The organism is Pseudonocardia sp. P-1, from assembly GCF_058111925.1.
Genome location: NZ_CM176614.1, coordinates 4882068 through 4907349, shown reverse-complemented (window position 1 = coordinate 4907349; position 25282 = coordinate 4882068). Strand labels below are relative to the sequence as shown.

Annotated in this window: 25 protein-coding genes and 1 pseudogene; 14 read left to right on the top strand and 12 right to left on the bottom strand. The window is 75.2% G+C overall.

Translation table 11 applies throughout. From position 1 onward, the window contains the following. Positions 1 to 5 precede the first annotated feature (5 nt). A complete protein-coding gene (locus tag AC0GKK_RS24130; protein ID WP_476652009.1) occupies positions 6 to 662 on the top strand; it encodes a hypothetical protein in 657 nt (218 codons plus the stop codon). A gap of 243 nt (positions 663 to 905) precedes the next feature. Further along, positions 906 to 1331: an SsgA family sporulation/cell division regulator gene (locus AC0GKK_RS24125; protein WP_062396127.1), complete on the top strand. Its 426-nt coding sequence runs from the start codon at positions 906 to 908 to the stop codon at positions 1329 to 1331. A gap of 77 nt (positions 1332 to 1408) precedes the next feature. On the opposite strand, the gene AC0GKK_RS24120 is transcribed toward AC0GKK_RS24125, so the two are convergent. Next, positions 1409 to 1948, bottom strand: a complete 540-nt coding sequence (locus AC0GKK_RS24120) for a DUF5709 domain-containing protein (protein WP_174525494.1) — start codon at positions 1946 to 1948, stop codon at positions 1409 to 1411. 172 nt (positions 1949 to 2120) lie between these two features. On the opposite strand from AC0GKK_RS24120, the gene AC0GKK_RS24115 reads away from it, so the two are divergent. Continuing rightward, positions 2121 to 2705: a TetR/AcrR family transcriptional regulator gene (locus AC0GKK_RS24115; protein ID WP_405416288.1), complete on the top strand. Its 585-nt coding sequence runs from the start codon at positions 2121 to 2123 to the stop codon at positions 2703 to 2705. On the opposite strand, the gene AC0GKK_RS24110 is transcribed toward AC0GKK_RS24115, so the two are convergent. The 4 genes from AC0GKK_RS24110 to cobF form a co-directional block, all read right to left on the bottom strand. Beyond that, positions 2695 to 3678: an SDR family NAD(P)-dependent oxidoreductase gene (locus tag AC0GKK_RS24110; protein WP_489882591.1), complete on the bottom strand. Its 984-nt coding sequence runs from the start codon at positions 3676 to 3678 to the stop codon at positions 2695 to 2697. The genes AC0GKK_RS24115 and AC0GKK_RS24110 overlap by 11 nt on opposite strands. Before the next feature lie 40 nt (positions 3679 to 3718). Further along, positions 3719 to 5524: a hypothetical protein gene (locus AC0GKK_RS24105; protein ID WP_489882590.1), complete on the bottom strand. Its 1806-nt coding sequence runs from the start codon at positions 5522 to 5524 to the stop codon at positions 3719 to 3721. A 402-nt stretch (positions 5525 to 5926) separates the two neighbouring features. Continuing rightward, positions 5927 to 6418, bottom strand: coding sequence for an SRPBCC family protein (locus tag AC0GKK_RS24100; protein WP_251785172.1), 492 nt, complete (start codon positions 6416 to 6418; stop codon positions 5927 to 5929). Between the two features lie 30 nt (positions 6419 to 6448). Then, positions 6449 to 7255 (bottom strand): precorrin-6A synthase (deacetylating), encoded by an 807-nt coding sequence (cobF, locus tag AC0GKK_RS24095; protein ID WP_489882589.1) that lies wholly within the window; start codon positions 7253 to 7255, stop codon positions 6449 to 6451. A 211-nt stretch (positions 7256 to 7466) separates the two neighbouring features. On the opposite strand from cobF, the gene AC0GKK_RS24090 reads away from it, so the two are divergent. Then, positions 7467 to 8654 carry a glycosyltransferase family 4 protein gene (locus AC0GKK_RS24090; protein WP_251785173.1) on the top strand — a complete coding sequence of 396 codons (1188 nt, stop codon included), beginning with the start codon at positions 7467 to 7469 and terminating at the stop codon, positions 8652 to 8654. 26 nt (positions 8655 to 8680) lie between these two features. Here the strand turns inward: AC0GKK_RS24090 and AC0GKK_RS24085 are convergent, their stop codons facing one another. Together AC0GKK_RS24085 and AC0GKK_RS24080 are read right to left on the bottom strand one after the other, a co-directional pair. Then, positions 8681 to 9451 carry a fumarylacetoacetate hydrolase family protein gene (locus tag AC0GKK_RS24085; protein WP_489882588.1) on the bottom strand — a complete coding sequence of 257 codons (771 nt, stop codon included), beginning with the start codon at positions 9449 to 9451 and terminating at the stop codon, positions 8681 to 8683. Between the two features lie 4 nt (positions 9452 to 9455). Beyond that, positions 9456 to 10472, bottom strand: a complete 1017-nt coding sequence (locus AC0GKK_RS24080) for a heterodisulfide reductase-related iron-sulfur binding cluster (protein ID WP_405416279.1) — start codon at positions 10470 to 10472, stop codon at positions 9456 to 9458. Here AC0GKK_RS24080 and AC0GKK_RS24075 point away from each other — a divergent pair. After that, complete coding sequence (locus AC0GKK_RS24075) at positions 10456 to 10668, top strand: hypothetical protein (RefSeq protein WP_345652137.1); 213 nt, start codon at positions 10456 to 10458, stop codon at positions 10666 to 10668. The two genes, AC0GKK_RS24080 and AC0GKK_RS24075, sit on opposite strands and share 17 nt — an antisense overlap. Positions 10669 to 10755: 87 nt before the next feature. Continuing rightward, positions 10756 to 11424 (top strand): enoyl-CoA hydratase-related protein, encoded by a 669-nt coding sequence (locus tag AC0GKK_RS24070; RefSeq protein WP_489882587.1) that lies wholly within the window; start codon positions 10756 to 10758, stop codon positions 11422 to 11424. 111 nt (positions 11425 to 11535) lie between these two features. Here the strand turns inward: AC0GKK_RS24070 and AC0GKK_RS24065 are convergent, their stop codons facing one another. Continuing rightward, on the bottom strand, positions 11536 to 12870 hold the full coding sequence (locus tag AC0GKK_RS24065) for a glycosyltransferase family 2 protein (protein ID WP_489882586.1): 1335 nt from the start codon (positions 12868 to 12870) through the stop codon (positions 11536 to 11538). Positions 12871 to 13612: 742 nt separating this feature from the next. Here AC0GKK_RS24065 and AC0GKK_RS24060 point away from each other — a divergent pair. Then, positions 13613 to 14737 carry a C40 family peptidase gene (locus tag AC0GKK_RS24060; RefSeq protein ID WP_489882585.1) on the top strand — a complete coding sequence of 375 codons (1125 nt, stop codon included), beginning with the start codon at positions 13613 to 13615 and terminating at the stop codon, positions 14735 to 14737. A 191-nt stretch (positions 14738 to 14928) separates the two neighbouring features. Here AC0GKK_RS24060 and galT read toward each other — a convergent pair whose 3' ends face one another. Beyond that, entirely contained in the window at positions 14929 to 15987 is a 1059-nt protein-coding gene (gene galT, locus AC0GKK_RS24055) for a galactose-1-phosphate uridylyltransferase (protein ID WP_489884058.1), read from the bottom strand. Positions 15988 to 16022: 35 nt separating this feature from the next. Continuing rightward, positions 16023 to 16814: a DeoR/GlpR family DNA-binding transcription regulator gene (locus AC0GKK_RS24050; RefSeq protein WP_208822112.1), complete on the bottom strand. Its 792-nt coding sequence runs from the start codon at positions 16812 to 16814 to the stop codon at positions 16023 to 16025. Positions 16815 to 17129: 315 nt separating this feature from the next. Here AC0GKK_RS24050 and AC0GKK_RS24045 point away from each other — a divergent pair, with 315 nt between their 5' ends. The 5 genes from AC0GKK_RS24045 (at position 17130) to AC0GKK_RS24025 (ending at position 21917) form a co-directional block, all read left to right on the top strand. Beyond that, on the top strand, positions 17130 to 18815 hold the full coding sequence (locus AC0GKK_RS24045; protein ID WP_251785182.1) for a sodium:solute symporter family protein: 1686 nt from the start codon (positions 17130 to 17132) through the stop codon (positions 18813 to 18815). A 13-nt stretch (positions 18816 to 18828) separates the two neighbouring features. Beyond that, complete coding sequence (locus tag AC0GKK_RS24040) at positions 18829 to 19125, top strand: hypothetical protein (protein ID WP_251785183.1); 297 nt, start codon at positions 18829 to 18831, stop codon at positions 19123 to 19125. Between the two features lie 311 nt (positions 19126 to 19436). Then, the gene (locus AC0GKK_RS24035; RefSeq protein ID WP_482637934.1) at positions 19437 to 20063 is read left to right on the top strand and encodes an IMPACT family protein; all 627 of its coding nucleotides are present in this window, start codon (positions 19437 to 19439) and stop codon (positions 20061 to 20063) included. A 4-nt stretch (positions 20064 to 20067) separates the two neighbouring features. Next, positions 20068 to 20553: a GNAT family N-acetyltransferase gene (locus AC0GKK_RS24030; RefSeq protein ID WP_489882584.1), complete on the top strand. Its 486-nt coding sequence runs from the start codon at positions 20068 to 20070 to the stop codon at positions 20551 to 20553. Positions 20554 to 20648: 95 nt separating this feature from the next. Further along, on the top strand, positions 20649 to 21917 hold the full coding sequence (locus AC0GKK_RS24025) for an Nramp family divalent metal transporter (RefSeq protein ID WP_073574325.1): 1269 nt from the start codon (positions 20649 to 20651) through the stop codon (positions 21915 to 21917). Between the two features lies 1 nt (position 21918). Here the strand turns inward: AC0GKK_RS24025 and AC0GKK_RS24020 are convergent, their stop codons facing one another. Further along, entirely contained in the window at positions 21919 to 22722 is an 804-nt protein-coding gene (locus AC0GKK_RS24020) for a crotonase/enoyl-CoA hydratase family protein (protein ID WP_489882583.1), read from the bottom strand. Positions 22723 to 22731: 9 nt separating this feature from the next. Next, positions 22732 to 23622, bottom strand: coding sequence for an alpha/beta fold hydrolase (locus AC0GKK_RS24015; RefSeq protein ID WP_489882582.1), 891 nt, complete (start codon positions 23620 to 23622; stop codon positions 22732 to 22734). A 495-nt stretch (positions 23623 to 24117) separates the two neighbouring features. Here AC0GKK_RS24015 and AC0GKK_RS24010 point away from each other — a divergent pair, with 495 nt between their 5' ends. Together AC0GKK_RS24010 and AC0GKK_RS24005 are read left to right on the top strand one after the other, a co-directional pair. Continuing rightward, positions 24118 to 24318, top strand: a complete 201-nt coding sequence (locus AC0GKK_RS24010; protein WP_405416264.1) for a hypothetical protein — start codon at positions 24118 to 24120, stop codon at positions 24316 to 24318. 167 nt (positions 24319 to 24485) lie between these two features. Beyond that, positions 24486 to 25256: pseudogene (locus tag AC0GKK_RS24005) on the top strand (alpha/beta fold hydrolase); the annotation flags it as partial. Positions 25257 to 25282 lie beyond the last annotated feature (26 nt).

Sequence of the window (25282 nt, the reverse complement as noted above, 5' to 3'; positions counted from 1 at the left end):
CCCGCGTGACCGTGCCGAACCTGCCGAAGGTGCCGACCCCCGACGTGTCGGTGTCCCGCCTGCGGGTGGGCCGGTACGGGCCGCGGCTGCTGCTGCGCGGCGTGCTGGTGGGGCTGGCGCTGCTGGTCCTCGTGCTGCTGCTGGCCGGCTGCGGCAACGGCGAGATCCCCGCGGCGTGGCGCACCCCGTCGCCGGTCCCGACGACGGCGCCGACCGCCACCCCGACTCCGACCCCGACGCCCACGCCGACGACGACCCCCGCGCCGAGCCGCACCGCCGACCCGTCCCGCACGACGGCCGCGCCCGCACCCGGGCGCGGCGGCACCGACGGCGGCGGCACCGGGACGGGCCGCACCGGCGCCCCGGGGGCGGCCGCGGCGGCGTCGCCGATGTGGCCCGCGGGCGACGCGGCGACCGCGAAGCGGATGCAGCAGCAGTCCGACGCCGGCGGCGACCCGTGGCTGCTCGACCCGGAGGAGGTCACGATCTCCTACGTCGGCAGCGAGCTCGGCTACCGGAACCCGACCGTCACCCGCCTCGGCAACGGCGTGTACGCCGCCACCGACGGCCGGTCGGCGCAGCGCTCGACGATCCGGCTCACCCAGCCGGTCCGCTCCGGCACCGGCGGGATCTGGGTGGTCGACCGCGTCGACCGCGGCTGACGGGACGGTCGGCCCGCACCGGCACCCAGCGTCACCGGGTCTCGTACCGGACGGCGTCCTTCGGCGGAACCCGGCCTCGCGTTACACCCTTTGCGCGCCTTGGGTACCGTGAGGTGAATGACAGTTGGCGCGAACGGGTGAAACCCGGCGCCGGGTGCAGCGTCCGGGGCCGTTCCGACGATGTTCCGTGTGAGGCCGTCGCGGTACCGCGGCGGTCGGGGGGTCCAGGAGAGGCGGAGCACGATGGCCAGCGAGTCGGTCCAGCAGGACGTCTTCACCGTGTTGCACGGGCAGGCGTCGCCGATCGTGAGCCGCTGGGCGTACCGCGCCTCGGACCCGTTCGCGATCTCGTTCTCGGTGCGCCGGTCCTCCGACCGCTGGATCGAGTGGCTCGTCGCCCGCGACCTCGTGATCGAGGGCCTGACCACGCCCACCGGCATCGGTGACATCCGGATGGCGCCCCGGCGCATCGACGGTTACGACGTCGTCGAGCTGGAGATCCGCTCCGACGGCGGGTCCGCCGTCCTGGAGGTCGACCGCGACCTGCTGGCCCAGTTCGTCGACTCGACGCTGGAGATCGTCGACCTCGGCGAGGAGCACGACCACCTCGACCTCGACGGCGCCATCGCCCGGCTGACCGGCAGCGCGGCGGGCCCCACCACCCCCTGAGCGCACGCTCCCACCCACGACGAGGGCCCCGGACCGCACGACGCGGTACCGGGGCCCTCGTGTGTGCCGGGTGCCGCTCAGCTGTTCTGCTCGGCCCACTCGGGGTCGGTCGAGGCGTCCCACTCGGCGTCGGCCGCCGCCTCGTCGGCGTGGTCGGCGTCGCGCGCGAGCTGGTCGCTGACCTCTGGATCCCCGACCGGGGACTCGTCGACCACCGGCACGATGCCCTCGTCGACGTCGTGCACGGCGGCCTCCTCGGCACTGGCCGCGCCGCCGTCGATGCCCACGTCGGTCCCGGCGCCGTCGACCGCCGGGTCGCCCGCCGCGGAGTCGGCGGCGGCGGTCAACCGGCCGGAGCGGCCCGGGTCGCCCTCGGGCAGCTCGTCGGGCAGCTCCCGGGCCAGTCGCGCCTCGTGCGACTCGCCCTCCTCCTGCCCCGCCGCGGTCACCGCGTTGTCCTCGACGCCGTAGGGACGGTCCGGCGGGACGTAGCCGGAGTCCAGCGGGTCGGTGTCCGACGGACCGGTCAGCGCCTCGTCGGTGTCCAGCTGCATCGCCGACGCCATGTCCGGCGCCTCCGGCTGGAACTCGTTCTCGTCACCTGAAGCGGATGCCATCGGTCGCGGGTCTCCTCGGTGTGGCCGTGTGTCGGGCGGTGTGCGGTATCGACCGTGCGTACCCCGCGTCGCGCCGCGCCATGCGCCGGCGCCCGGACGCTACGGTCGCCGACACCGGATCCGCCGCGGCCGGTTCCCGCGCCGCACCCGTCGTACGAAGGAGCACTCCCCCGTGACCGCCGCCCCGTCCGCCCGTTCCGGTGACAGCACCCGCAGCGCCCTGCTCGCCGCGGCCGCGGACCTGTTCACCGAGCACGGCTACGACCGCACCTCGGTCCGCGCGATCGCCGACCGGGCCGGGGTGAACCAGGCGCTGCTCTTCCGCTACTTCGGCAGCAAGGACGCCCTGTTCGCCCGGGTCGCCGCCGAGCGCGCCCTCGCCGTGCTGCACGACGGCCCGCCCGAGGAGCTCCTGACCCGCCTGCTGCGGTCGATCCTCGACGGCGGCGACGGGCCCGAGCGCGACCTGTTCGGGCCCGTCGTGCGCTCGGCCGGGACGTCGGAGGCGGCCGCGGCCGTGCGGGTGGAGCTGGCCGGGGCGTTCACCGAGGCGTTCGCCGCGCAGGCCACCGGCGCCGCCGACCGGGCCGACGCCGAACTGCGCGCGGAGCTGGTCCTGACCTGGCTGCTCGGGCTGAGCCTGGTCCAGCCGCTGCTGCCCGGCGGCGCGGTCGGGCGGGCCGACCCGGACACGGTGCTGGACCACGTCACGCGCGCCGCCCGCACCCTGCTGCAGGCGCCCGGGCTCAGCCGGTGAGCCGGTCCACCTCGGCGCGGAACCGTTCGCGCTGGGCCGGGGTCTCCCGGGTCCGCGACAGGTAGTGCGCCGGGCGCGGGGCGCGGTCGTGCCAGAACCGGCCGGTCCCGACCGCCGACGACGGCGCGGCCGCGAGCCACACCGCGGTGTCCGCGCCCTGCGCCGGGGTGCGCAGCACGGGGCCGACGACCTTGTCGAACAACGGCAGCGACCCGGTGACGCCCGGGGTGCGGGCCCACCCGGGGTGCAGTGCGTGCACGGTGACGTGCCGGGGGGCCAGCTCGTCGGCGAGCAGACCGGTCAGGACGACCTGCATCCGCTTGGTGCGGGCGTAGGCCGCGGTGCCGCCGTAGTCACCGGTGCGGAACTGCAGGTCGTCGTCACGCAGGGGCTGGGCGTACATGCCGCCCGAGGACATGATGATGACCCGGGAGTCGGTTCCGGACCGCTCGGCGCCGGTCGCGAGGGTGTCGGTGAGCAGCCGGGTCAGCAGCAGCGGTCCGAGGACGTGCACGGCCAGGGTCAGCTCGTTGCCCTCGGAGGTCTCGCTGCGCTCGGGCGGGAGCAGCCCGGCGTTGTGCACCAGGACGTCCAGCGCGTCGACCTCGGTGGCGAACCGGGTCGCGAACGCGCGCACGTCGGCGAGCTCACCCAGGTCGCAGACCTGCACCGGGAGCCGGTCGCGGGACAGGCCGGGGACGGCGGCCAGGATCCGGTCCTGCGCGGCGACCCCCTTGTCCCGGGAGCGGACGAGCAGGTGCACCGTCGCACCGAGCCGGACGAGCCCGGTCGCGATCGCCTCCCCCAGCCCGCCGCCCGCGCCGGTCACCAGCGCGGTGCGCCCGGTCAGGGCGCCGCGCGGCGGGTCGGCGCGGTCACCGCTCCACCCCGGGCGCCGCAGCAGGTACCCGATCCGTGAGTAGCCGGGGACCAGGGTGCGGTCGAGGACGGTATCCAGAGCGCTGCCGAGCACGGACCGATCCGACCACAGCACCGCGCCGCCCGCGCGTCGATCAGCCCTGCAGACCCGGACCGGAGACGTAGGGGGTGCCGGGGACGTTCGCCGTCGGGAGCTTCGGGACGGCGTCGGTGACCGGGTCGGCGGTGGAGATCCGCTCCATCGCGCCGCAGCTGGACAGCGAGTACGACAGCGGGTTCACCGGCGGGGCGGTGGCCTTGTCGAAGCCGTGCTCGACCTTGCGGATCGACATGGTGCCGCCCGTGAGCTTGTACATGTTCCCCGACGGGTTGGGCGCCTCCAGGGTGCCGTTGCCGTTCTCGTCGACCTCCCACTCGCCGACGGTCTGGCCGCCGGGCAGCGGGTTGGTGCCGTCGAGGATGCAGGGGTTGTTGTTGGTGGCGCTGGAGGTCGCGCCGTAGAAGAACGACACGTAGCGGGCGTCCGGGTCCATTCCGGTCGCGGTGCCGGAGACGGTGTCGGAGTCGACGGTGGCGGTCCCTGCCACGCCGTCGGTGTTCTTCGACGCCAGGTCGACCTGCGTGGGTCCGGTGCTCGGGCCGCCGACGACCCCGGCCACGTCCGGCAGGCCGCCGAGACCCGAGTAGTCGGGCAGGCCCGCCGTGCGCGCGACGCCGGACAGGTCCGGCAGTGGGCCGTCCCTGCCGGTCAGCGGGGTGGTGTCGGGCAGGCCCGCGATCTCGTTGAGGCCCTCCAGCGGTCCGCCCGCGGTGAGGCCGGGGACGTCCGGGAGCTCGTCGGTGCTGCCGTCGGTGACGCCGGGGACCGACGGCAGCTCCGGCACGACGTCGCCGAGACCGGTGAGGGTGTCGGTCGGGCCGGCCAGCGGACTGTTGCCGGTGTCGGTGCCGACGACGGTGCCCGCGGCGCCCACCGCGGTGTCGACCAGCGAGCCGGCCTGCCCGGCGCCGGGCACCGAGGAACCGGCGTCGGACAGGGTCTGCGCCGGGTCGGGCAGCGACGTCAGGGGCTTCGTCGGGGTGTTCAGGTCGACGCCCGTGCCGAGGCCGCTCGTGAGGTCGCCGAGGCCGGGGACCGCGTCGAGCGGACCGGTCGAGGGGACGGCGGAGTCCTTCGAGCCGGACGAGCCGGCGGAGTCCTTCGAACCGGCCGAGCCGGCGGAGTCCTTCGAACCGGCCGAGCCGGCGGAGTCCTTCGAACCGGCCGAGCCGGCGGAGTCCTTCGAACCGGCCGAGCCGGCGGAGTCCTTCGAACCGGCCGAGCCGGCGGAGTCCTTCGAACCGGATGAGCCGGCGGAGTCCCGGTCCGGCTCCTCGAAGTCCTGGTCCGACTTCCCGGAGTTCTCCGACTTCCCGGCGGCCTTATCCGACTTCTCCGACTTCCCGGAGGCCTTCTCCGACTTCTCGGAGCCCTTCCCCGACTTCCCGGAGCCCTTCCCCGACGTCCCCGAGGCCGTGTCCGACGTGTCGCTGCCCGGGCCGCCGTCCGCCGAGGAACCCGGCGAGCCCGATCCCGAGCCGCCCTGTCCCAGCACCGAGCCGACGACGTCCGCGCCGGTCATGAGGTCACCCAGCCCCCCGGAGGAGGACCCCGACGAGCCCGGGGAGTCGGAGCAGGACCCGCCGACCGGGGTGGTGCCGTCGGGGCAGTCCGCCGCGGCGCCCGACGAGTCGTCGTCGGAGCCCGTCCCGGCGAACGCCGTCCCGGCCGTCCCGCCGGAGGTCAGCAGCAGCGCCGCGAGCGCGGCGGGGGCGGCGATCCGGCGCGCGGTGCCCGCGGGGGGAGCGGCGTGCCTGCGCCGTCCGCGGAGGGACCGGCCGGCGGCCACCGCCGCGGCGACGCCGGTCGAACGGTGGCCGGTCCGGGTGTGCTTGCCCATCTCGAGCGGTCCTTCCGCCTCGCCGTGGGCGAGGGTGCTGGGGAGCGGTGGAGGACGGCGCGGGCACCGGCGTGGCCGGGGTGCGGGGGCACCCCTGGGGAGCGGCCGGATCGTGCCGGGTCACCCGGCTCGTCCGGTTCGGGACGGTACGAAACGGTGACCCGTCGAGGTTGCTTTCCTGAGAGGACCTCGGCGACCCGGGCGATCACGGGTCGGCACCGGACGCCGAGTGACAGGTCGGCTGGACCGAACGGCTCAACGATCTACGACGAACACCCTCCGTGTTCTCAGGATCGCGGGAGGTCCCCTCCGTTCAACGAGCGGGCGACGCCGGGGTGACGGGTCGTCGCAGAACGGCCACCGCTCGTACGTCCCGGCGCGTGGCTGCCACCCGGACGGGAACTAGCCGAGGCGCTCGCGGACGGCGTCGAGGTTGCGTTCCATCCCGGTCCGCCACTCGCGCAGCCGGCCCTCGACGATCCGCTCCTCCTTGTCCGGCCACCGCTCGATCGCCTGCGAGAGGCCCGACGGCCCGGGACCCATCCGGGCCCACTGGCGCAGCACGGTGCCGTCGCCGTCGGGGGTGAGCTCGAACCGCCACACGGCGGTCGCTCCCCCGTCGCCACCGGGCTCGACGGTCCACTCGAACAGCCGCCCCGGCTCCCATCCGGTGACGGTGGAGACGGTGCTCCACTCCCCGATCGCGTCGTGGCGGTGGTGGCCGTGCAGCCGGGCGCCGAGGCCCGGCTCGTCACCCTCGCCCCACGAGGCGCGCTGCATCTCGGTCGACGCCCGGGCCAGGAACTCCGGGTCGGTCACCAGCTCCCACACCGCCTGGGGCGGTGCGGCGACCCGGGCGGTGGCCTCGGTGGTGGGTCCGTCGGCGTAGCGCATGCGACCTCCTCGTCGTCGGGCCGCGGCGGGTCAGCGCTCGTCGGCACCCCGGCGCAGCAGGTAGGTGTCCATGATCCACCCCTTGTTCTCCCGGGCCTCGGCCCGGACCTTCAGGATCTCGTCGGTCACCTCGACGAGCGGCCCGGCGACGAGCAGCTCGTCGGGCGTACCCAGGTAGGCGCCCCAGAAGATGTGCAGCTCACGGCGCTGCTCGTCGGGCAGCGTGGCGAAGGCGGTGCGGCCGTCGAGCATCACGACGACGTCGTCGACGTCGGTGGGCATCCCCTCGGCGATCCGGCGCCCGGTGGTGATCAGGACGGGGTGCCCGACCCGGTTGAGGATCAGCCGGTGGGCGGCGGCGAGGGCGGCGACGCTGGAGATCCCGGCGACCGACTCGACCGACCACTGCTCCCCCGCGCCGTCGAGGACCCGGTCGAGCAGGCGCAGCGTCCCGTCGTAGAGGGAGGGGTCGCCCCAGACCAGGAAGGCGCCGGTCTGCCCGTCGGCCAGCTCGGCGTCGAGCATCTCGCGGTAGAGCCGGGCACGGCGGTCCTGCCAGTCGACCACGACGTCGCGGTAGCGCTCGTCGTCGCGCTCGACCTCGGCGCCGCGGTCCCGGCCCACCTCGGGCGCGGTGACCAGCCGGTACCCGCCGTCCGGGCGGTGCCGCCGCAGGAGCTCGGTGCGCAGGGCCAGCAGGTCGTCCTGCGACCCCCCGCCGTCGAGGCCCTTGTCGATGACGAACACGACGTCGGCCCGGCGCAGGGCGCGGACCGCCTGGAGGGTGAGGTGGTCGGGGTCACCGGCCCCGATCCCGATCACGAGAACCGTGCGCACCGGAGTGACCGTAACGGACCCCGGGCGCTCCCCGGCACTCCCCCGATCGGCAGGTACCCCCCGCCCGGTGTCGCCCGATGCGCGCAGCGTCCGACCCCGTCACGCGACGTCGTCACTCGGTAGTGTCATGGTGACCGGCGAGCCACGACCGGGTCACCGGCCGACCGCCGACGACCGACCCCGCAGCGCCACCCCGGGAGGCCACGTCACCGTGCCCACCAGCGAACACAGCAGGACCCTGACGATCGGACACCTCGTCGAGTCGCTCGACGACCGCGGCGTCGCCGCCGCGCTCGGTGACCTCGCCGCCGCGGCCCCGGACGCCGGGTTCCGGGTGGTGGTCGTCGCGCTGGCCCCGTCCGGGCACTCCGACGTCGCCGAGCGCATGGCCCGCGCCGGGGCGCCACCGGTCGAGCTGAACGTCGCGCCGTGGGACCCGCGTGCCGTGCTGAAGGTCCTCGCCGCGTTCCGGGAGCACGGTGTCGACCTGGTGCACACCCACGGCGCCCGGCCCGACGTCGTGGGCTCGGCCGCCGCGGCCCGGCTGCGGGTGCCCGCGGTGTCCACGCTGCACCACATCCACGAGCACCCCGCCGACCGCGGCGACCAGCTCCGGCGGACCGCGAAGACGTTGGCGCGCAAGCGGTTCATGAATCGCACGATCGCGACGTCCGCCCTGCAGCGCGACTGGTACCGCCGCGCCGCCGGGTCCACCGAGGGCCTGTCGGTGATCCCGGACGGCGCCGCCGACCCGGGCGAGGGCACGCCCGAGGAGCGGGAGCGTCTGCGGCGCGGGCTCGGCGTGGACGACCACGAGGTCGTCGCCGTCTCGGTCGCGCCGATGCGCCGCGGCCAGGGGCAGGACATGCTGCTCGACGCCGTCGCCGGGATCGGACCGGACGAGCCGCTCACCGTGGTGCTCGGCGGCGACGGGCCGCTGCGGCCGTGGCTGGAGTCGCGCGTCGCCGCCGACGAGGCCCTGTCCGGCCGGGTGGCGTTCCGCCGCAGCACCGACCCGGTCGCGCTGCTCCGCGCCGCCGACGTGCAGCTGCACACGACCCGGCACGACACGATGCCCCGCATGCTGTTGCTCGGCCACGGCACCGGGACCCCGGCGGTCGCGACGCGGGTCGGCGGGATCCCGGAGATCGTGACCCGCGAGACCGGGCTGCTGGCCCCGGTCGACGCCACCCGGATCGCCGACGAGCTGGTGCGGCTGACCCGCGACGCCGAGCTGCGCGCCCGGCTCGGGGCCGGGGCCCGGCGGCGGTTCCTCGACCGGTTCGCGGCGGCGCCGTGGGCGGCCCGGCTCGGCGACGTCTACCGCAGCGCCGCCGGGGTGGCGGGCGCGCCCGCTCCCGCCGAGCTGGACACGCCGGAGCCAGTGGGCCGGGGCTGAGCCGAGCTGCGGCGGGCCGGGCCGGCTCAGTGCGGGACGGGCGCGGGCCGGTCGGCGACCGGGTTCTCCAGGGTCCCGACGCCGTCGATCTCGACGGTGACCCGGTCCCCCGCGGTCATCGGCCCGACCCCGCCGGGGCTGCCGGTGAGCACGACGTCGCCGGGCTGCAGCGTGGTCCAGCGGGTCACGTGGGCGAGGATCCGCGCGACGTCGAAGATCATCGCCCCGGTGTCGGACTCCTGGACGGTGCGGCCGTTCAGCGTGGTCCGCAGCCCCCACGGCCCCGCGCCCGGCTCGGTCTCGATACACGGCCCGAGCGGGCAGAAGGTGTCCGCGCTCTTCGCCCGCGCCCACTGCCCGTCGGCGCGGTAGTCGTGCGCGGTGACGTCGTTGGCGCAGGTCAGGCCGAGCACGTGCGACCAGGCGGCGCGCTCGTCCAGGTCACGGGCCCGGCGACCGATCACCACCGCGAGCTCGCCCTCGTACTCCAGCCGCTGCACCCCGGCCGGGCGCAGCACGGGCTCCCCCGGCCCGACGACGGCGTTGGGCGCCTTGAGGAACAACGCGGGCCGCTCCGGGCGGGGGCGCCCCTTCTCGGCGAGCTGGCAGGGGTAGTTGCTCCCGACGCACACGATGGTGCGGGGGTCGCAGGGGGCGAGCAGGACGACCTCGGCGAGCCGCCCGGCGACCGCCCCCGGCCCGGACGGGCCCAGCTCGCGGACGACGTCGCCGTCGCCGCCGGTCTCGACCCGCCCCGTGCGGGGGCCCTGGCCGGAGTCGTAGCGGACCAGTCGCATCCGCTCACACCGTCCCGGCCGGGCCGAGTGCCTCGCGCACCAGCTCCAGCGGGTGCCAGGCGGTGCGCCCGGCGCCGTGGAAGATCTGCTGGCGGCAGGAGACGCCGGTCGCGGCGACCAGGGTGTCGGCGGGCTCGGCGTCGATCGCCGGGAGCAGCCGGTCCCGGCCGACCTCCATCGAGGTCGCGTAGTGCTCGGCCTCGAAGCCGAACGAGCCCGCCATCCCGCAGCAGCCGGAGTCGATCTCGGAGACCTCCAGCCCGGGGATGCGGCGCAGCAGCGCGAGCGTCGCCGCGGTCCCGACCTCGGCCTTCTGGTGGCAGTGCCCGTGGTAGACCACGCGCCGCCCGCTCAGCGCCGACCGCTCCGGCAGGACCAGGCGGCCGTCGTCGAGGGCCTCGACGAGCAGCTCCTCGACCTGGCGGACCCGCTCGCCCACCGACCGGGCCTCGGCGCTGTCCGGGAGCAGGGCGAGGGTCTCGTCGCGCAGGGTGAACACGCACGACGGCTCGCAGCCGACGATCGGCGCGTCGGCCGGGGTGTCCCGGGCGAGCGAGGTGACCAGGCCGGTCGCCTTGCGACGGGCGTCGTCGAGCAGTCCCTTGGACAGGCTGGACCGGCCGCAGCAGCCGCCGCCGGCCAGCTCGACCCGCCACCCGGCACGCTCCAGCAGGCCGATCGCGGCCCGCCCGATGTGCGGCTCGGTGAAGGTGGTGAACGAGTCGGCCAGCCACACGACGGTCCCGGCCGGTGCGGCGGCCCGCGCGGGGTCACGGCGCCGGAACCACCGCACCAGGTTGTCCCGGTCGAAGCGCGGCAGCGGGCGGCGCGCGGTGATCCCGACGGTCCGCTCGGCGAGCCGGCGCAGCACCCCGACCCGGCCGGGCAGGTTGGACAGCGGCGCGGTCGCCGACCCGAGCCGGTTCAGCGTGCGGATCGCGCCGAACAGCCGCGAGCGCAGCGGCGTGCCGTGCACCGCGTGCTGCTGGTGGAGCGCCTCGGCCTTGGGCGAGGTCTTCACCGATCCGCTGCTCACCGGCCGGGACTTCTTCTGGGACGCCCCGCACCCGACCCTGCCCGCGGTCCGCCAGCTGGGGTCGCCGATGCGCTTCTCCCGCACCCCCGCGCGGCGGGGCACCGCCGGGCCCCCGCTCGGCGCGGCGACCGACGACGTCCTCGCCGAGCTGTCCGACCCCGCCCGCGGGGGCCACGCGTGAGCCCGGAGGTGACCGCGGAGCTCGCGGCCGGGGTGCTCACCGTGACCTTTCCGCCGTCCCGAGCGGCGCAACGCACTGACCTGGGACATGTACGAGGGGCTGGTGGCGGCGTGCGAGCGGGCCGATGCCGACCCGGAGGTCCGGGCGCTCGTCGTGCGCGGCGAGGGCGGCCGGGCCTTCGCCGCGGGCACCGACATCGGCCAGTTCCGCGCGTTCGCCTCGGGCGCCGACGGGGTGGCCTACGAGCGCCGGGTCACCGCCGTGCTCGACCGGGTCCGCGCCGTCGGCGTGCCCACCGTGGCCGCGGTCGCCGGGTACTGCGTCGGCGGCGGGCTGGGCATCGCCTGCGCGGCCGACCTGCGCATCGCGACGCCCGGGTCCCGGTTCGGCGTGCCGATCGCCCGCACGCTGGGCAACTGCCTGTCCGCGCGGACCCTGGACCTGATGGTCGAGGCCCTGGGCCGACCGCTGACGGCGGACCTGCTGCTCACCGCGCGGATGCTGGAGACAGTGGAGGCCGCGCGGGTGCCGGGGTTCCTGCACGCCGTCGTCGACGACCTCGACGCGGGACTGGACGCGCTCACCGAGCGGCTCACCACCGGCGCACCGCTGACGATCTGGGCGACCAAACGGCTGCTGGACGACCGGTCCGCCGACGACACCGCGGTGGTCGACCGGGTCTACGGATCGACCGACTTCCGCACGACGGTCGCCGGGTTCGGGCAGGGCGGCACCCCGAGCTGGACCGGGACCTGATCCCGGGCTCCGGCCCGCCGTCGGACCGCCGACCCCGGGGCCGGCGCCCGGTGGCGGGCCCGCCGGGCCCGGACCGCGGTCAGCGCCGCCGCAGCGGCCGGGCCGGGCCGGTCAGCGGCGGGGTCGTCCCGCCCTCGGCCTGCACCTGACGGCGCGCCTGGAGGTAGAGCGCCGGACCGGACACCAGCCCGCGCAGCTTGCGGGCGCCCGCGCCGCCCGGCAGCGCGGCGACGTCCTGCGGCGCCGGGCGCTCCTCGGTCGCGATCGGGACCGGCCCGGGGTCGGGCCGGGCGCGCCGACCGCGGCGGGCGCGGGCTCCTGCCGGGCCCGCGCGACCGTCGCCGGCGTCGAGGACTCGCGGCGCACGATGTCACGCAGGCGCCCGACCGCGGCCGGGAACCGGCGCACCGCGAGCCGGCGCGCCCGCGGGTCCAGCGCGACCTTGCCCAGGAACGCGCCCAGGCCCAGCGCGTAGCCGCCCATCTGCTCGCGCAGCTCCCCCGGCGACGGCCGGTGGTGGTGCCACACCCACGCCGAGGGCAGGTAGGCCAGGGTGCCGCCGTCGAGCACGATCCGGACCAGCAGCTCGATGTCCTCACCGCCCCGGGTTGGCCGGCCCGGTCCCAGCGCCTCGTCGAACCCGCCGAGCGCACGGACCGGCTCGGCGCGCACCGCCAGGTTGGCGCCGATCCCGAACAGGCCCGGGGAGAACGGGAACACCGGGGAGTCCGCGGGCGGGTCGTCGAGCCGGAACCGGCGCGGCAGGAAGCCCTTGTTCCAGGCCAGCGCGACGTCGGCGGCCCGCTCCTCGGGGGTCTCCAGCCGCGCGGCGAGCACCGGCCCGCTCAGCGCGGTGAGCCCCGGGTCCTCGGCGAAGGACCCGGCGATCCGCGACGCCCACCGCGGGTCGGGCTCGGTGTCGTCGTCGGTGAACGCGACGACCGCGGTGCGGGCCTCGGCGAGGCCGCGGTTGCGCCCGACCGAGACACCGCGGCGCGGCTCGCGGACGTAGCGGACCCGCGGGTCCGCGCAGTCACGGACGACCTCGCGGGTGCGCTCGTCGGGCGGATCGTTGTCGACGACGAGCACGGTCACGTCCGGGTGGTCGCCTGCCAGCACCGCGGCCAGGCAGCGGCGCACGCTCTCCGGCCGCCCCCGCGTCGCGACCACGACGGTGAGCGGCTCGGCCGACACCGCAGGCTCCCCCGGCGGCTCACGCCCGGCGACGGCCGCGGCGGCGCGGGCCAGGTCGGCGGCGCGCGCCCGGCCCTCGTGCAGCGGGACGTCGGCCTGCCCGACGGGCACGCCGCCGTCGGTCACCAGCAGCCGGGCCGAGCCGAACCGCGGCGGGACGACGAGGTCACCGGCCACACGACCCGTGCCGTGCACGGCACGGTGGTGGGCGAGCTCGCCCACCCAGACGGGGCCGCCTGCTCGGTCCGGCACTGCTGCGACCTCCCGGGTCGTGGGTCCTCGTCGGTGGGTCCGTGTCGGTGGTCCGGCCCCGGGACCCGTCCGCCCGCGGACGTGACCCCGTGTGCCTACGTCGCGGACCGCCGCCCGGTTCACCGTGTGCGGCCGACGTCACGTTGCGCCGCACCGGGCACCGGACCACGGCGTCGAGCCGGCCGGTGCGCGCCGCACCGGTCACGGCCGGCACGCGCCCCGATCGTCCCAGAGCACCCGGCACCCGCGCTCACCAGGCACGGGACGCCTCCCGCGTGCTGCTCCGTCCGCCACGGTCCGGACCGCCTCCCGGCGCAGTCACCGGACGGGGTGCCGCCCGGGCGCCGCCGGCGGGTGTGCCGGGTTCGTGACGAGCTGGTCCGTCCGGGGCTTTTCCCGGTCACGGTGCGCACCGCGACACCGGCCCGGACGCACCGTTCGGCGCAGCACACCGACCGTACGACCCGAACGGCGCACCGCACCCACCGTTGGACGTGGGTCCGGTGCGTGGGTCGCTCCGGACCGGCCGTTCGCCGCACACCCGGCGAGCCCGGTCGGTGTGCGTGTCACGGAGCGGTTACGGTCCCTCCTGGCTGGTCGACGAGATGTCGGCTGGTGCGCCTGGTCGGTCCCCCGCTCCCCGCTGGCCGACACTCCCCCTGGCGCCCACCCAGCACGCAGCGGGCGGAGCCGTGTCCGGTCACGAGGACCGGGGCGGATCCGGGGTGGCGAGGACCCCCGAATGACCACTGCACTCACCCCGGACCTCCATACATCCGAGAGCGACGTCCCCCGGCGTCGCCGGGACCGTGACGCCGGCGCTGGCATCTCCGCCGCCGATCTGCTCGCGCGGTACTCCGAGGCCGGTTTCGACACCCCCGCGCCCGGCAGCCGCCGAGCCCGCCGTTCCGAGGCCCCCGGCCCGGACCTGGAGCGCATCGACACCCCCGCGACCGGCCTCCCCGCCGCGTCCGGCGTCGACACCGTCATCACCCGCGACGTGCCGGACACCCCCGCCGGCGTCACCTCGCGGACCGCCATCGGCCTGCTCCGCGGCACCTCGGACACCGGGCCGCTCGGGCGTCACCCGCGCGCGGTCGTCGCGACCATGTCGGCCACCCTGGTCGGCGCCACCGCGGTCATGGGCGTCGTGTCGACGCTCAGCTCGCCGGAGCAGTCCCCCGAGACCTCCGCGGACATGGACCTCACCGGCGCGGCCAACGAGGCCACGATGAAGCTGTTGGTCCCGGCCGCGGGCTCCGAGCACGGCGGCACCGGCACCAGCGACGCCGCGTCCACCCTGACCAGCGGTTTCGAGCACGTCACCGCGTCGGTCCCGCAGGCGTTCGAGAAGGCCGACGCGGCCCGCATCGCCGCGGTCGCCCAGAAGGAGGCCGCCGCGAAGGCGGCCGAGGCCCGTGCGAAGGCCGCCGAGGCGGCCGCCCGCAACGGCGGCGGCGGTGACGACGACGGTGACGGCGGCGGCCTCGGTGACATCGTCGGCGGTCTGACCGGTTCCTCGGACGGCGCCCAGGCGCTCGCCCAGGCCAAGCAGCAGCTCGGCAAGCCCTACAAGTGGGGCGCCACCGGCCCGAGCGCGTTCGACTGCTCCGGTCTGATGGTCTGGGCGTTCGAGCAGATCGGCGTCGACCTGCCGCGCACCTCCAGCGCGCAGTCGCAGATGGACGGCACCCCGGTCTCCAAGAGCCAGCTCAAGCCCGGCGACCTGGTGTTCTTCTACTCGCCGGTGAGCCACGTCGGCATCTACGCCGGCAACGGCAAGGTGCTCCACGCCTCCACCAGCGGCGAGCCGGTCAAGTACTCCGACATCGACGCGATGCCGTTCCACAACGCGGTCCGGGTCTGACCGACCGCGTCACCGACGTCCGAGGCCGGTGCCCCTGGGGAGGGGTACCGGCCTCGACGCACGTCGGGGCGGAGCACGTCCGCGGTCCACGTCCCGCTCGATGATCCGCGCGCAGATCCGCCGGACGCGCGCTTCCGGACGCGCGCGGACGACGGATCACCGCGCGTTCCGCAGCCGCCGTCCGACCCCGGCTACAGCGAACGCAGCCGCTCCGCGACCGCCTCGGGCAGCACGTCGGAGATGAACGCGCCCGCGCCGGACTCCGACCCCGCCAGGTACTTGATCTTCCCGGGCGCCCGGCGGATCGAGTGCAGGCGCAGGTGCAGCCGGGCGTCGGAGCGACCGTCGGACTCCAGCACCGGGGCCTGGTTCCAGCCCGCGACGTAGGGCAGCTCGTCGTCGTAGAGGGCGTCGAGGCGGCGCAGCACGTCGAGGTAGAGGGTCGCGAACTCGGCGCGCTGGGCCTCGTCGAGGGCGGGCAGGTCCGGGGTCGGACGGTGCGGGTACAGGTGCACCTCGACCGGCCAGCGCGCCGCCTGCGGCACGAACGCCGTCCAGTGCTCCCCCGCGACGACGACCCGCTCCCCCGCCCGCTCGGCGGCCAGCTGCGTGTCGAACAGGTTCTCCCCGGTCGCCTCCCGGTGCGCGGCGACGTGGGCGAGCATCCGCTGCGGGAACGGCGGGACGTAGGGGTAGGCGTAGATCTGGCCGTGCGGGTGGGACAGCGTCACGCCGATCTCGGCGCCCCGGTTCTCGAACGGGAAGACGTAGCGGACCCCCGGCCGGGCGCCCAGCTCGGCGGTCCGGTCGGCCCAGGCCTCCAGCACCAGGCGGGCGCGGCCGGGCGTCAGCCGGGAGAACGGGGTGTCGTGGTCGTCGGTGAAGCAGACGACCTCGCACCGGCCCGACGCCGCCTGCGGCACCGCGCCCGGCTCGGGAAGCGGGGCGCCGGGCGCCGACCCGAACGACGGGAACCGGTTCTCGAACGCGACGACGCCGTACTCCGGGCTCGGCACCTCGGTGTGGCGGCCGTCGCGGCTGGGGCACAGCGGGCACTGGTCGGCCGGCGGCTTGTAGGTCCGGTCCTGGCGGTGCGCGGCGATCGTCACCCACTCCCCGGCCAGCGCGTCGTAGCGCAGCTGGGAGGCGGGCACGACCCGCGGGAGGTCGCGGGCGTCGACGAGATCGGCCGGGTCGCGGGGGGCGTGGTCGGGGCCGTCGAACCAGATGACCTCCCGGCCGTCGGCCATCCGGGTGGTCAGCTTCTGCACCTTCTGCACGGACGTCACCTTCCGGGGCGGGCAATGATCACGTGGTCGACCTCGCCCTCGAGGACCGCACGGTCGGCGTCGGCCAGACCGGAGTCGGTCACGAGGACGTCGGCCTCGGACAGCTCGGCGATCGTCGAGATCCCGACGGTGCCCCACTTGGTGTGGTCGGCGACGACCACGAGCCTGCTGCCGGACTCGATGAGGGCGCGGTTGGTGTCGCGCTCGGTGAGGTTCGGGGTGGAGAAGCCCGCCGCGGCGCTCATGCCGTGCACCCCGAGGAACACCGTCTCCAGGTTCAGCGAGCGCAGCGCGGTGATCGCGACCGGGCCGACCAGTGCCTCCGAGGGCGTCCGCACGCCCCCGGTGAGGATCACCGTGGTCCCGCGGGCGTCGGCGCCACCGGTGTGGAACGCGTCGGCGACGGCGACGGAGTTGGTCACCACGGTCAGCCGCGGCACGGCGGCGAGCAGCTGGGCGAGCCGCCAGGTCGTCGTGCCCGCGGACAGGCCGATCGCGGCGCCGGGGGTCACCAGCTCGGCGGCCGCGGCGGCGATGGCGTCCTTCTCCTCCAGCTCGCACACCGACTTCGCGGCGAACCCGGGCTCGGAGGTGGTGTGCTCGCCGACGGCCGTCGCGCCGCCGTGCACCTTGTCCACCAGGCGTCGCCGGGCCAGCACGTCGAGGTCGCGGCGCACGGTCATCTCGGACACGCCGAGGTGGTCGGCGAGCTCGGACACCCGCACCGCGCCGCGGGTGCGGACCTGCTCCACGATCACCTCGCGCCGCTGCTCGGCGAGCAGGCTCATCGCGTCCGGGCCGGACACCGTCGGGACTTCACCCGCACAGAATGCAACACAACCGAACGTGCGGCAAGGGTCGACCCTGCGTGTCGGGACCCGGTCGAACCGTGCGCGGAGGTCACCGAGCGGTCTCGAATTCGAGCGAAAGTGTTCACTTCTGATCGAGTGCGGTCTAGCTTGTGCGTTGGTCCGCGCAACGTGCCGTCGTGCACCACCGGCCGGCGGACCGGCAGCACACGCACTCGACGGCGAGGAGCTACCCGAGATGGATCATCACGAGACGGCCCGGCGGGCCCCGGGGACGTCCCGGGAGGACGCGGCATGACCGCCCAGGAGGTCCTGCGCCTCAACCCGAACCTGGTCGACTACCTGCTGGTCGCGTTCTACTTCGTACTGGTGCTCGGCATCGGCTTCGCGGCGCGGCGCTCGGTGTCCTCCAGTCTCGACTTCCTGCTGTCCGGCCGGTCGATGCCGGCCTGGATCACCGGTCTGGCGTTCATCTCGGCCAACCTGGGTGCGATCGAGCTGATCGGCATGGTGGCCAACGGCGCCCAGTTCGGCATCCCGACGGTGCACTACTACTGGCTGGGCGCGATCCCGGCGATGGTGTTCCTCGGCATCGTGATGATGCCGTTCTACTACGGCTCCAAGGCCCGCAGCGTCCCGGAGTTCCTGCTCAAGCGGTTCAACAAGACCACCCAGCGGGTGCAGGCGGTGATCTTCGCGGTCGCCTCGATCCTGATCGCCGGGGTCAACCTGTTCTCCCTGGGCCTGGTCCTGGAGGCGCTGCTCGGCTGGTCGCTGTACCTGGCGATCCCGGTCGCGGCCGTCGTCGTCCTGGGCTACATCTCCCTCGGCGGGCTGTCGGCCGCGATCTACACCGAGGTCCTGCAGTTCTTCGTGATCCTCGCGCTGCTGATCCCACTGACCGTCGCCGGGCTCAACCGGGTCGGCGGCTGGGACGGCCTGACCCGTGCGGTCACCGAGGGTCCCAGCGCCGGTGCCGACCTGAACGCCTGGCCCGGCACCCCGCTCACCGAGATCGCGAACCCGTTCCTGTCGGTGCTGGGCATCGTGTTCGGTCTCGGGTTCGTGCTGTCCTTCGGCTACTGGACGACGAACTTCGCCGAGGTCCAGCGCGCCCTGTCGGCCAAGTCGATGTCCGCCGCGCGGCGCACCCCGATCATCGGCGCGTTCCCGAAGGCGCTGGTCGTGCTGGTCATCGTGACCCCGGGCATGATCGCCGGGATCCTGGTCCCGCAGATCGCCGCGGTGAAGTCCGGCGGCGGCGACGCCGTCGAGGGCATCACCTACAACAACGCGCTGTCGCTGCTGATGAAGGAGGTCCTGCCCAACGGGATCCTCGGCGTCGCGATCGCGGGTCTGCTGGCCGCGTTCATGGCCGGCATGGCGGCGAACATCAGCTCGTTCAACACGGTGTTCACCTACGACATCTGGCAGGACTGGGTGCGCCCGGGCCGCGCCGACCGCTACTACCTCGGCGTCGGCCGGCTGGTCACGATCATCGGCTGTGTGCTCGCGATCGGCACCGCGTTCATCGCGTCCGGGTCGGCGAACCTGATGGACTACATCCAGTCGCTGTTCAGCTTCTTCAACGCGCCGCTGTTCGCGATCTTCATCCTCGGCCTGTTCTGGAAGCGGATGACCGGGCCGTCGGCCTGGATCGGCCTGCTCTCCGGCACCACCGCGGCGGTGCTGGTCGACATCCTGGTCCGCACCGAGGTCTGGACGATGTCCAGCCAGGCGGGCAGCTTCGTCGGCGCCATCGCGGCGTTCGTCGTCGGTGTCGGCGTGTCCGCGGGGGTCTCGATGGTGACCACCCCGAAGCCGGACGCCGAGCTGGTCGGCCTGACCTGGAGCCTGACCCCGAAGGAGGCGCGCACCCACTCCACCGACGGTGACGACGCGGGCTGGTACCGCAGTCCGAACGTCCTCGGCGCGCTGGTGCTGGCCCTGACCGTCGTCCTCTACGTCGTGTTCGGCTGAGCGGAGACCTGCGATGAGCTCGAAGAGTGAGAACCACCCCGACCACCACGGGACCGAGGCCCCGGTCTCCTCGACCGCGGCGAACCTGTTCGACCTGCGCTCGGTGATCGCCCTGCTGTTCGGGGTCTACGGCATCGTCCTGCTGGTCATGGGGATCGTGTCGGGCGACGACCCGGAGAACCTCGCCAAGACCGGCGGGACGAACCTCAACCTCGACACCGGCATCGGCATGCTGGTCATCGGGGCGTTGTTCGTGCTGTGGGTGTACCTGCGACCGCTGAAGCTGGCCGCACCGGAGCAGCAGGACTGACCGCACTCCCCCGACCGGGGGCGCCCTCAGCGCTCCCGGTCGGCGGGGGTCGGGTAGACCGGGTTGAACGCCGCGAGGGTGTAGTCGTCGATCCGGCGCGCCACGCGGGTCAGACCGGAACGCAGGACGCGGAGGGTGTCGCTCATGGACGGGGGTCCCTTCGATGTCGGCGGTGGAACCACCTGGTGTGGACGAGGGAGCCCGCCGGGTGAGGCGGGCGGCCTCGTCACCGGACACGCCCAGGATGCACTGAATCGATCCCGACGCGCTGCCGATCGCGAGCGCGGTCACGGTGTGAGGCCGGTCGCGGCGTGCGGGTGATCGCCCGCGACGGGAGCGCGGAGACCGAGATCGCCCGGTCACGCTTCCGCTGCACCGTCGCCCGGGTCGCCGACGTCGGGGCCGCCCAGGACGTGATCGACCGGGTCCGCCGGGCCGGGCCGGACGCCACCCACCACTGCACCGCACTGCGCATCGGCGACCCCGGCACCGGGGACCTCACCGCCCGCAGCAGCGACGACGGCGAGCCCTCGGGCACCGCCGGCGTCCCGATGCTGGAGGTGCTCACCCGGCGCGGGCTGACCGACGTCGTCGCCGTCGTCTCGCGCTGGTTCGGCGGGACGAAGCTCGGCGCGGGCGGGCTGGTCCGCGCGTACTCCGGCGCCCTGACCGCGGCCCTGGACGCGGTCGGCGAGCTGCGCCGGGTCCGGCACCGGGAGCTGCTGCTCGCCGTCGGCCACGACCGCGCCGGCCGCCTGGAGCACGACCTTCGCCACTCCCCGTACCGGCTGTGCGACGTCACGCACGGCACGGACGTCACGCTGACCGTGGCCGTCGCCGAGCCGGAGACCGGCGCCTTCGCCGACTGGCTCGCCGAGCACACCGGCGGCGACGTCGAGGCGCTCGACACCGGCCCGCGCGACCTCTACCTACCCTGAGCGCATGCACATCCGCGCCGCCACCGACGACGACCTCCCCGCCGTCCTCGACGTACTCCGCCCGATCTTCGCCGAGGGCCGGACCTACACCGTCCCGCCCGACGCCGACGACGCCTGGGTCACCCGCATGTGGATGCTCCCGCCGCCGGCGCGGGTCGTCGTGGCGGTGCGGGACGGCGGGGTCGTCGGCACCGCGAAGACCGGACCCAACCAGGCCGGGCCGGGCTCGCACGTCGCGACCGCGAGCTTCGCGGTCGAGGCGGGCGAGGCCGGGCGCGGCACCGGACGCGCGCTCGGCGAGCACGTGCTGGCCCTCGCCCGCGCGGACGGCTACTCCGCGATGCAGTTCAACGCCGTCGTGGCGACCAACACCCGCGCGGTCGCGCTGTGGCACTCGCTGGGCTTCGCCACGGTCGGCACGGTGCCCGACGCCTTCACCCTGCCCGACGGCACGACCACCGGCCTGCACGTGATGCACCGCTACCTGTGAGCCGCACGGCCCGCACCGTCGCAGGTCTGTACCAGCGGAGTTAGTCGTGCCTACACTGCGTCTTCGCCGGACCTCATCACCTCGCGGGGGCGCACATGACGAGCACGGACACGGCCGCGTCGGCGGCACCGCTCACCGTGGAGCAGCTGCGCAGGCGCGGCTGGCGCGGCAGGCTCGCCGTCCTCGGGCCCGCGTTCGTCGCCGCCGTCGCCTACGTCGACCCGGGCAACTTCGCGACCAACTTCTCCGCCGGCGCCGGCTACGGCTACCTGCTGGTGTGGGTGATCGTCGTCGCCAACCTGATGGCGATGCTCATCCAGTCGCTCTCGGCCAAGCTCGGGCTCGCAACCGGGAAGAACCTGCCCGAGCTGTGCCGCGAGCACCTCACCCCGTGGCGGAACCGGTTCATGTGGGCCCAGGCCGAGCTCGTCGCGATCGCGACCGACCTGGCCGAGGTGATCGGCGGCGCGGTCGCCCTGCACCTGCTGTTCGGGATCCCGCTGTTCACCGGCGGGGTGATCACCGGCGTGATCGCCTTCGTGCTGCTGGGGCTGCAGTCGCGCGGGCACCGGCCGTTCGAGCGGGCGATCGTGTTCCTGCTCGCGATCATCCTGGTCGGGCTGGTGTCGACCCTGCTGCGCACCGACGTCGACGGGCCCGCGCTGGCCGCGGGTCTGGTCCCCGGCTTCGACGGCGTCGGCTCGCTGGTGCTCGCCACCGGCATCCTCGGCGCCACCGTGATGCCGCACGTGATCTACCTGCACTCCGCGCTGACCCAGGGCCGTCTGGTCGCCCGCGGGCCCGAGGACACCCGGTTCCTGCTGCGGGTCGGGCGCACCGACATCGCGCTCGGGATGGGCGTGGCCGGGCTGGTCAACCTGTCGATGCTGGTCGTGGCGGCCGCCCTGTTCGCCGGGACCGACGTCCCCGGCACCGACACCCTGGAGGGGATCTTCGCCGGGCTGGGCACCGAGCTCGACGCCGTCGCCGCGTACGGGTTCGCGATCGCACTGCTCGCCTCGGGGTTCGCGTCCTCGGGCGTGGGGACCTACGCCGGGCAGGTCATCATGGCCGGGTTCCTGCGCCGCCGGATCCCGCTGCTGCTGCGCAGGCTGCTGACCCTCGCGCCCGCCCTGCTCGTGCTGGGCATCGGGATCGACCCGACGCAGGCGCTGGTGCTCTCCCAGGTCGTGCTGTCGTTCGGCATCCCGTTCGCGCTGGTCCCGCTGGTGTGGCTGACCGCCCGCCGCGAGGTGATGGGCGACCTGGTCAACCACCGCGTCACCACGACCGCGGCGGTCGTCGTCGCCGCGGTCGTGGTCGGGTTGAACGCCTTCCTGATCTGGGAGGCGTTCGTCGCCTGAGTCAGCGGCCGCGCCAGACCGGGTCGCGCTTCTCGGCGAACGCGGTCGCGCCCTCGCGGGCGTCCTCCGAGGTCAGGACCGGGCCGACGACCGCGTCGTGGCGCTCCCAGCGGTCGGCGCCCCAGTCCGGGCTCTCCCGCACGATCCGCTTCGATGCGGCGACGCCGAGCGGCCCGTTCACCGCGATCCGCGCGGCCAGCTCCAGCGCGGCCTCCAGCGCGCCGCCGTCGTCGACGACCTGGTTGACCAGCCCGGCGGCCTCGGCGCGCGTCGCGTCGATCGGGTCGCCGGTCAGCAGCATCTCCAGCGCCAGCGCCCGGGGCACCCGGTTCGCCAGCTCCAGCGCACCGCCCGCGGCGGCGACCAGGGACCGCTTCACCTCCGGCACCCCGAACCGGGCGCCGCGCCCGGCGACGACGAGGTCGCAGGCCAGCATGATCTCGAACCCGCCGGCCAGGGCCCAGCCCTCGACCGCGGCGATCATCGGCGTCACCGGCGGAGCCTGGGTGATCCCGCAGAGCCCGCGCCCGGGCACCGACGGACGCTCGCCACGCAGGAACGCCTTGAGGTCCATCCCGGCCGAGAACACCCCGCCCGCCCCGGTCAGCACGCCGACCCGCAGGTCCGGGTCGGCGTCGAGCTCGTCGACGGCCGCGGCGACCGAGCGCGCGACGTTCTCGTTCAGCGCGTTCTTGGCCCGCGGCCGGTTGATCGTGATCAGCAGGACGCCGTCCCGCCGCTCGACCAGCACCTCCTCCTCGGAAGCGGCCGGTCCGGAAGGAGTCAGCTCTGACTGCTCTGTCATGGGGCCACCCTAGATCGCGGGGGCCACCACCGGAACCGAGTGCTCCCAGTCCGCGAGCAGCGTCCGCAGCGCGGTCACCAGGGCCAGCGGCTGGTCGATCATCACGTGGTGCCCGGCCCCGGGGATCTCGACGACCGGCGCCGCCCGGCCCATCCGGTCGACGACCATCTCCCCCATGTCCGCCGGGACCAGGCCGTGCTCGGCCCGGAACAGGGCGATCCGGCAACCGGGCCGCCCGAGATCGCCGGGGGTCAGCGAGATGCCCGCGAAGATGGCCGGGTCGAACTTCCAGCTCCAGCCGCCGTCGACCGCGCGGACGCTGTGCTCGGCGATGTGGCGGTGCACGTAGGGCAGGTCGCCGGGCTGCTCGGGGATCGTGCGGAACCGCGCGATCAGCGCATCGCGGTCGGGGTGCACCTTCGCCGGGCCGAACGCCCGCTGCTCACGGGCGGCCCGCTCCTCCGGCGACCGGTCCCGGACCGGGGAGTCGACGGCGACGGCGCCGGCCAGCTCGTCGCCGTAGCGCAGCGCCGCGGTGAGCGTCACGAACCCGCCCATGCTGTGCCCGATGACCGTCGGCCGGGGGCCGAGACCCGCGGCGTCGATCACGGCGCGCAGCTCGACGGCCCAGCGGTCCAGGTCGTAGGACGGTGCCCGCCCGGAGTCGCCGTGCCCGGACAGGTCGACCGCCACGACCCGGCGCGTGCCCTCGGCCAGCAGCGGGGCGATGTGATCCCACCAGTGCAGGTGCGCCGCGCCGCCGTGCACCAGCAGCACACCGGGCCCGCCCGGGGTGCCCCAGCTCCGGAAGCGGATCTCGACGCCGTCGCTCTCGGTGCGGCCGGGCTCCCCCGGCTCGGCGAGTGCGTCGGTGAACCAGGTGGGCGGAGCGGTGGACACGCGGGGACCTCTGTTCGTGGGACGGGGACGACCGTTCGAACCTACGCCCCTCGTCAGTTCTGACCACGCCGGGTAACGAGGTACCGGGGCCGGGCGACCTGCGTCACCGAGGGGCCGACGAGGAGGCGCGATGACCGGTGCGGCGACGGGGACGGTGGTGCGGGCCGTGCCACGCGACCCCGGGGCGTGGGACCGCACCGACCGGCGCCTGGGGTGTGCGCTGGGGTCGCTCGCGCGCGACGTCGACGCCCCGGCCGGGACCGCGGCGGCGGTGCGCGGCTGGCGCCGGATGGCCGGTCCGCTGCGCGCCGCCCAGCACCGCCCCGGGTACGGCCCGGGGCCGTGCCCGGACCTGTGCCTGGTCCCGGTCGGGTCGGCCGACGTCGCCGCGCTCGGCCTGCTCGCCGCCGCCCTGGGCGCCCGGACGCTGCCCGGCGCCGACGGGGGCCGCTGCGCCGGGCGGCCGCCGCGGCCGGCACCACGGCCCCGGCGCTCGTGCTGGAGCTCGCCCGGGTGCACGGCGTCCTGGACCTCGACCTGGGCGCCGACGGCGAGCTGCTCTACGCGCTGGCCGGGGTCCGCACCACGGGGACCGCGACCGCAGCCGCGCACGAGGCGGTGGCCGCCCGGGTCGGGACGATGTGGGCGGCCGGTCGGGCGCCGCACCCCACCCGCACTGCCGACGACCGGGGCTGACCCGGGCGCAGCCGTCGGCGGCGCGGTGATCGTCTTCTGCGAGGGGTGCGGTGCCGGATCCGGCACCGCACCCCTCGCTCGTCGCGATCACCGGTCCCGCCCGGCCGCCCGGGACGGGTGACGGGCCAGGGGTGGCGCCTTGTTGACACGTTTTCTACGATGACGGCGTGTCTCACAACGAGGTGGAGTCCGCGAGCCGCACCCGGACGGTGACCACGCAGGACGGCCTGGAGCTGGTCGTGGAGGAGCGGGGCGACCCGTCGCACCCGACGGTCGTCGCGGTGCACGGCTACCCCGACGACCGGCACGTATGGGACCGCGTCGCCGCGGACCTCGCCGCCGACCACCACGTCGTCACCTACGACGTGCGCGGCCACGGGGGCTCGGCCGCGCCCGGCGCCCCGGCCGGCTACGACCTGGAGCTCCTCGCCGCCGACCTGCGCACGGTGACCGACGCCGTCTCCCCCGACGCCCCGGTGCACCTGCTCGCTCACGACTGGGGCTCGATCCAGACCTGGCACGCCGTCACGCGCGAGGACGGCACCCCCTCGGCGATGGACGGCCGGGTCGCGTCGTTCACCTCGATCTCCGGCCCGTGCCTGGACCACGTGGCGCTGTTCCTGCGCCGCCGCGGGCTCCGCGACCTGCGGCCGGTGCTCACCCAGGCGCTGCACTCCTGGTACACCCTGGCGTTCCGGGTGCCGGTGCTGCCCGAGCTGATGATCCGCAGCGGGCTGCTCGGCGCGCTGGTGGCGCGGACCGAGCGGATCCCGCGCCCCTCGGTGCGCGACGCGGTCAACGGCCTGGAGCTCTACCGGCGGAACCTGCCGCGGCGGCTCGGCCGCCCGCAGCCGCGCCGCACCGACGTCCCGGTACAGATCCTGGCTCCGCTCGGCGACGCCTACGTCTCCCCCGCGATGGCGACGAGTGCCGCCGGGTACGCCCCCGACCTGCGGGTCCGCTA

What these genes read in the sequence shown, in the direction of transcription:
- AC0GKK_RS24060 (WP_489882585.1), top strand. Translation starts at nt 13,613, where the DNA reads ATGACCACTGCACTCACCCCGGACCTCCATACATCCGAGAGCGACGTC.
- AC0GKK_RS24045 (WP_251785182.1), top strand. Translation starts at nt 17,130, where the DNA reads ATGACCGCCCAGGAGGTCCTGCGCCTCAACCCGAACCTGGTCGACTAC.
- AC0GKK_RS24070 (WP_489882587.1), top strand. Translation starts at nt 10,756, where the DNA reads ATGTACGAGGGGCTGGTGGCGGCGTGCGAGCGGGCCGATGCCGACCCG.
- AC0GKK_RS24030 (WP_489882584.1), top strand. Translation starts at nt 20,068, where the DNA reads ATGCACATCCGCGCCGCCACCGACGACGACCTCCCCGCCGTCCTCGAC.
- AC0GKK_RS24020 (WP_489882583.1), bottom strand. Translation starts at nt 22,722, where the DNA reads ATGACAGAGCAGTCAGAGCTGACTCCTTCCGGACCGGCCGCTTCCGAG.
- AC0GKK_RS24100 (WP_251785172.1), bottom strand. Translation starts at nt 6,418, where the DNA reads ATGCGCTACGCCGACGGACCCACCACCGAGGCCACCGCCCGGGTCGCC.
- galT (WP_489884058.1), bottom strand. Translation starts at nt 15,987, where the DNA reads ATGGCCGACGGCCGGGAGGTCATCTGGTTCGACGGCCCCGACCACGCC.
- AC0GKK_RS24040 (WP_251785183.1), top strand. Translation starts at nt 18,829, where the DNA reads ATGAGCTCGAAGAGTGAGAACCACCCCGACCACCACGGGACCGAGGCC.
- AC0GKK_RS24105 (WP_489882590.1), bottom strand. Translation starts at nt 5,524, where the DNA reads ATGGGCAAGCACACCCGGACCGGCCACCGTTCGACCGGCGTCGCCGCG.
- AC0GKK_RS24025 (WP_073574325.1), top strand. Translation starts at nt 20,649, where the DNA reads ATGACGAGCACGGACACGGCCGCGTCGGCGGCACCGCTCACCGTGGAG.
- AC0GKK_RS24085 (WP_489882588.1), bottom strand. Translation starts at nt 9,451, where the DNA reads ATGCGACTGGTCCGCTACGACTCCGGCCAGGGCCCCCGCACGGGGCGG.
- AC0GKK_RS24120 (WP_174525494.1), bottom strand. Translation starts at nt 1,948, where the DNA reads ATGGCATCCGCTTCAGGTGACGAGAACGAGTTCCAGCCGGAGGCGCCG.
- AC0GKK_RS24125 (WP_062396127.1), top strand. Translation starts at nt 906, where the DNA reads ATGGCCAGCGAGTCGGTCCAGCAGGACGTCTTCACCGTGTTGCACGGG.
- AC0GKK_RS24050 (WP_208822112.1), bottom strand. Translation starts at nt 16,814, where the DNA reads ATGAGCCTGCTCGCCGAGCAGCGGCGCGAGGTGATCGTGGAGCAGGTC.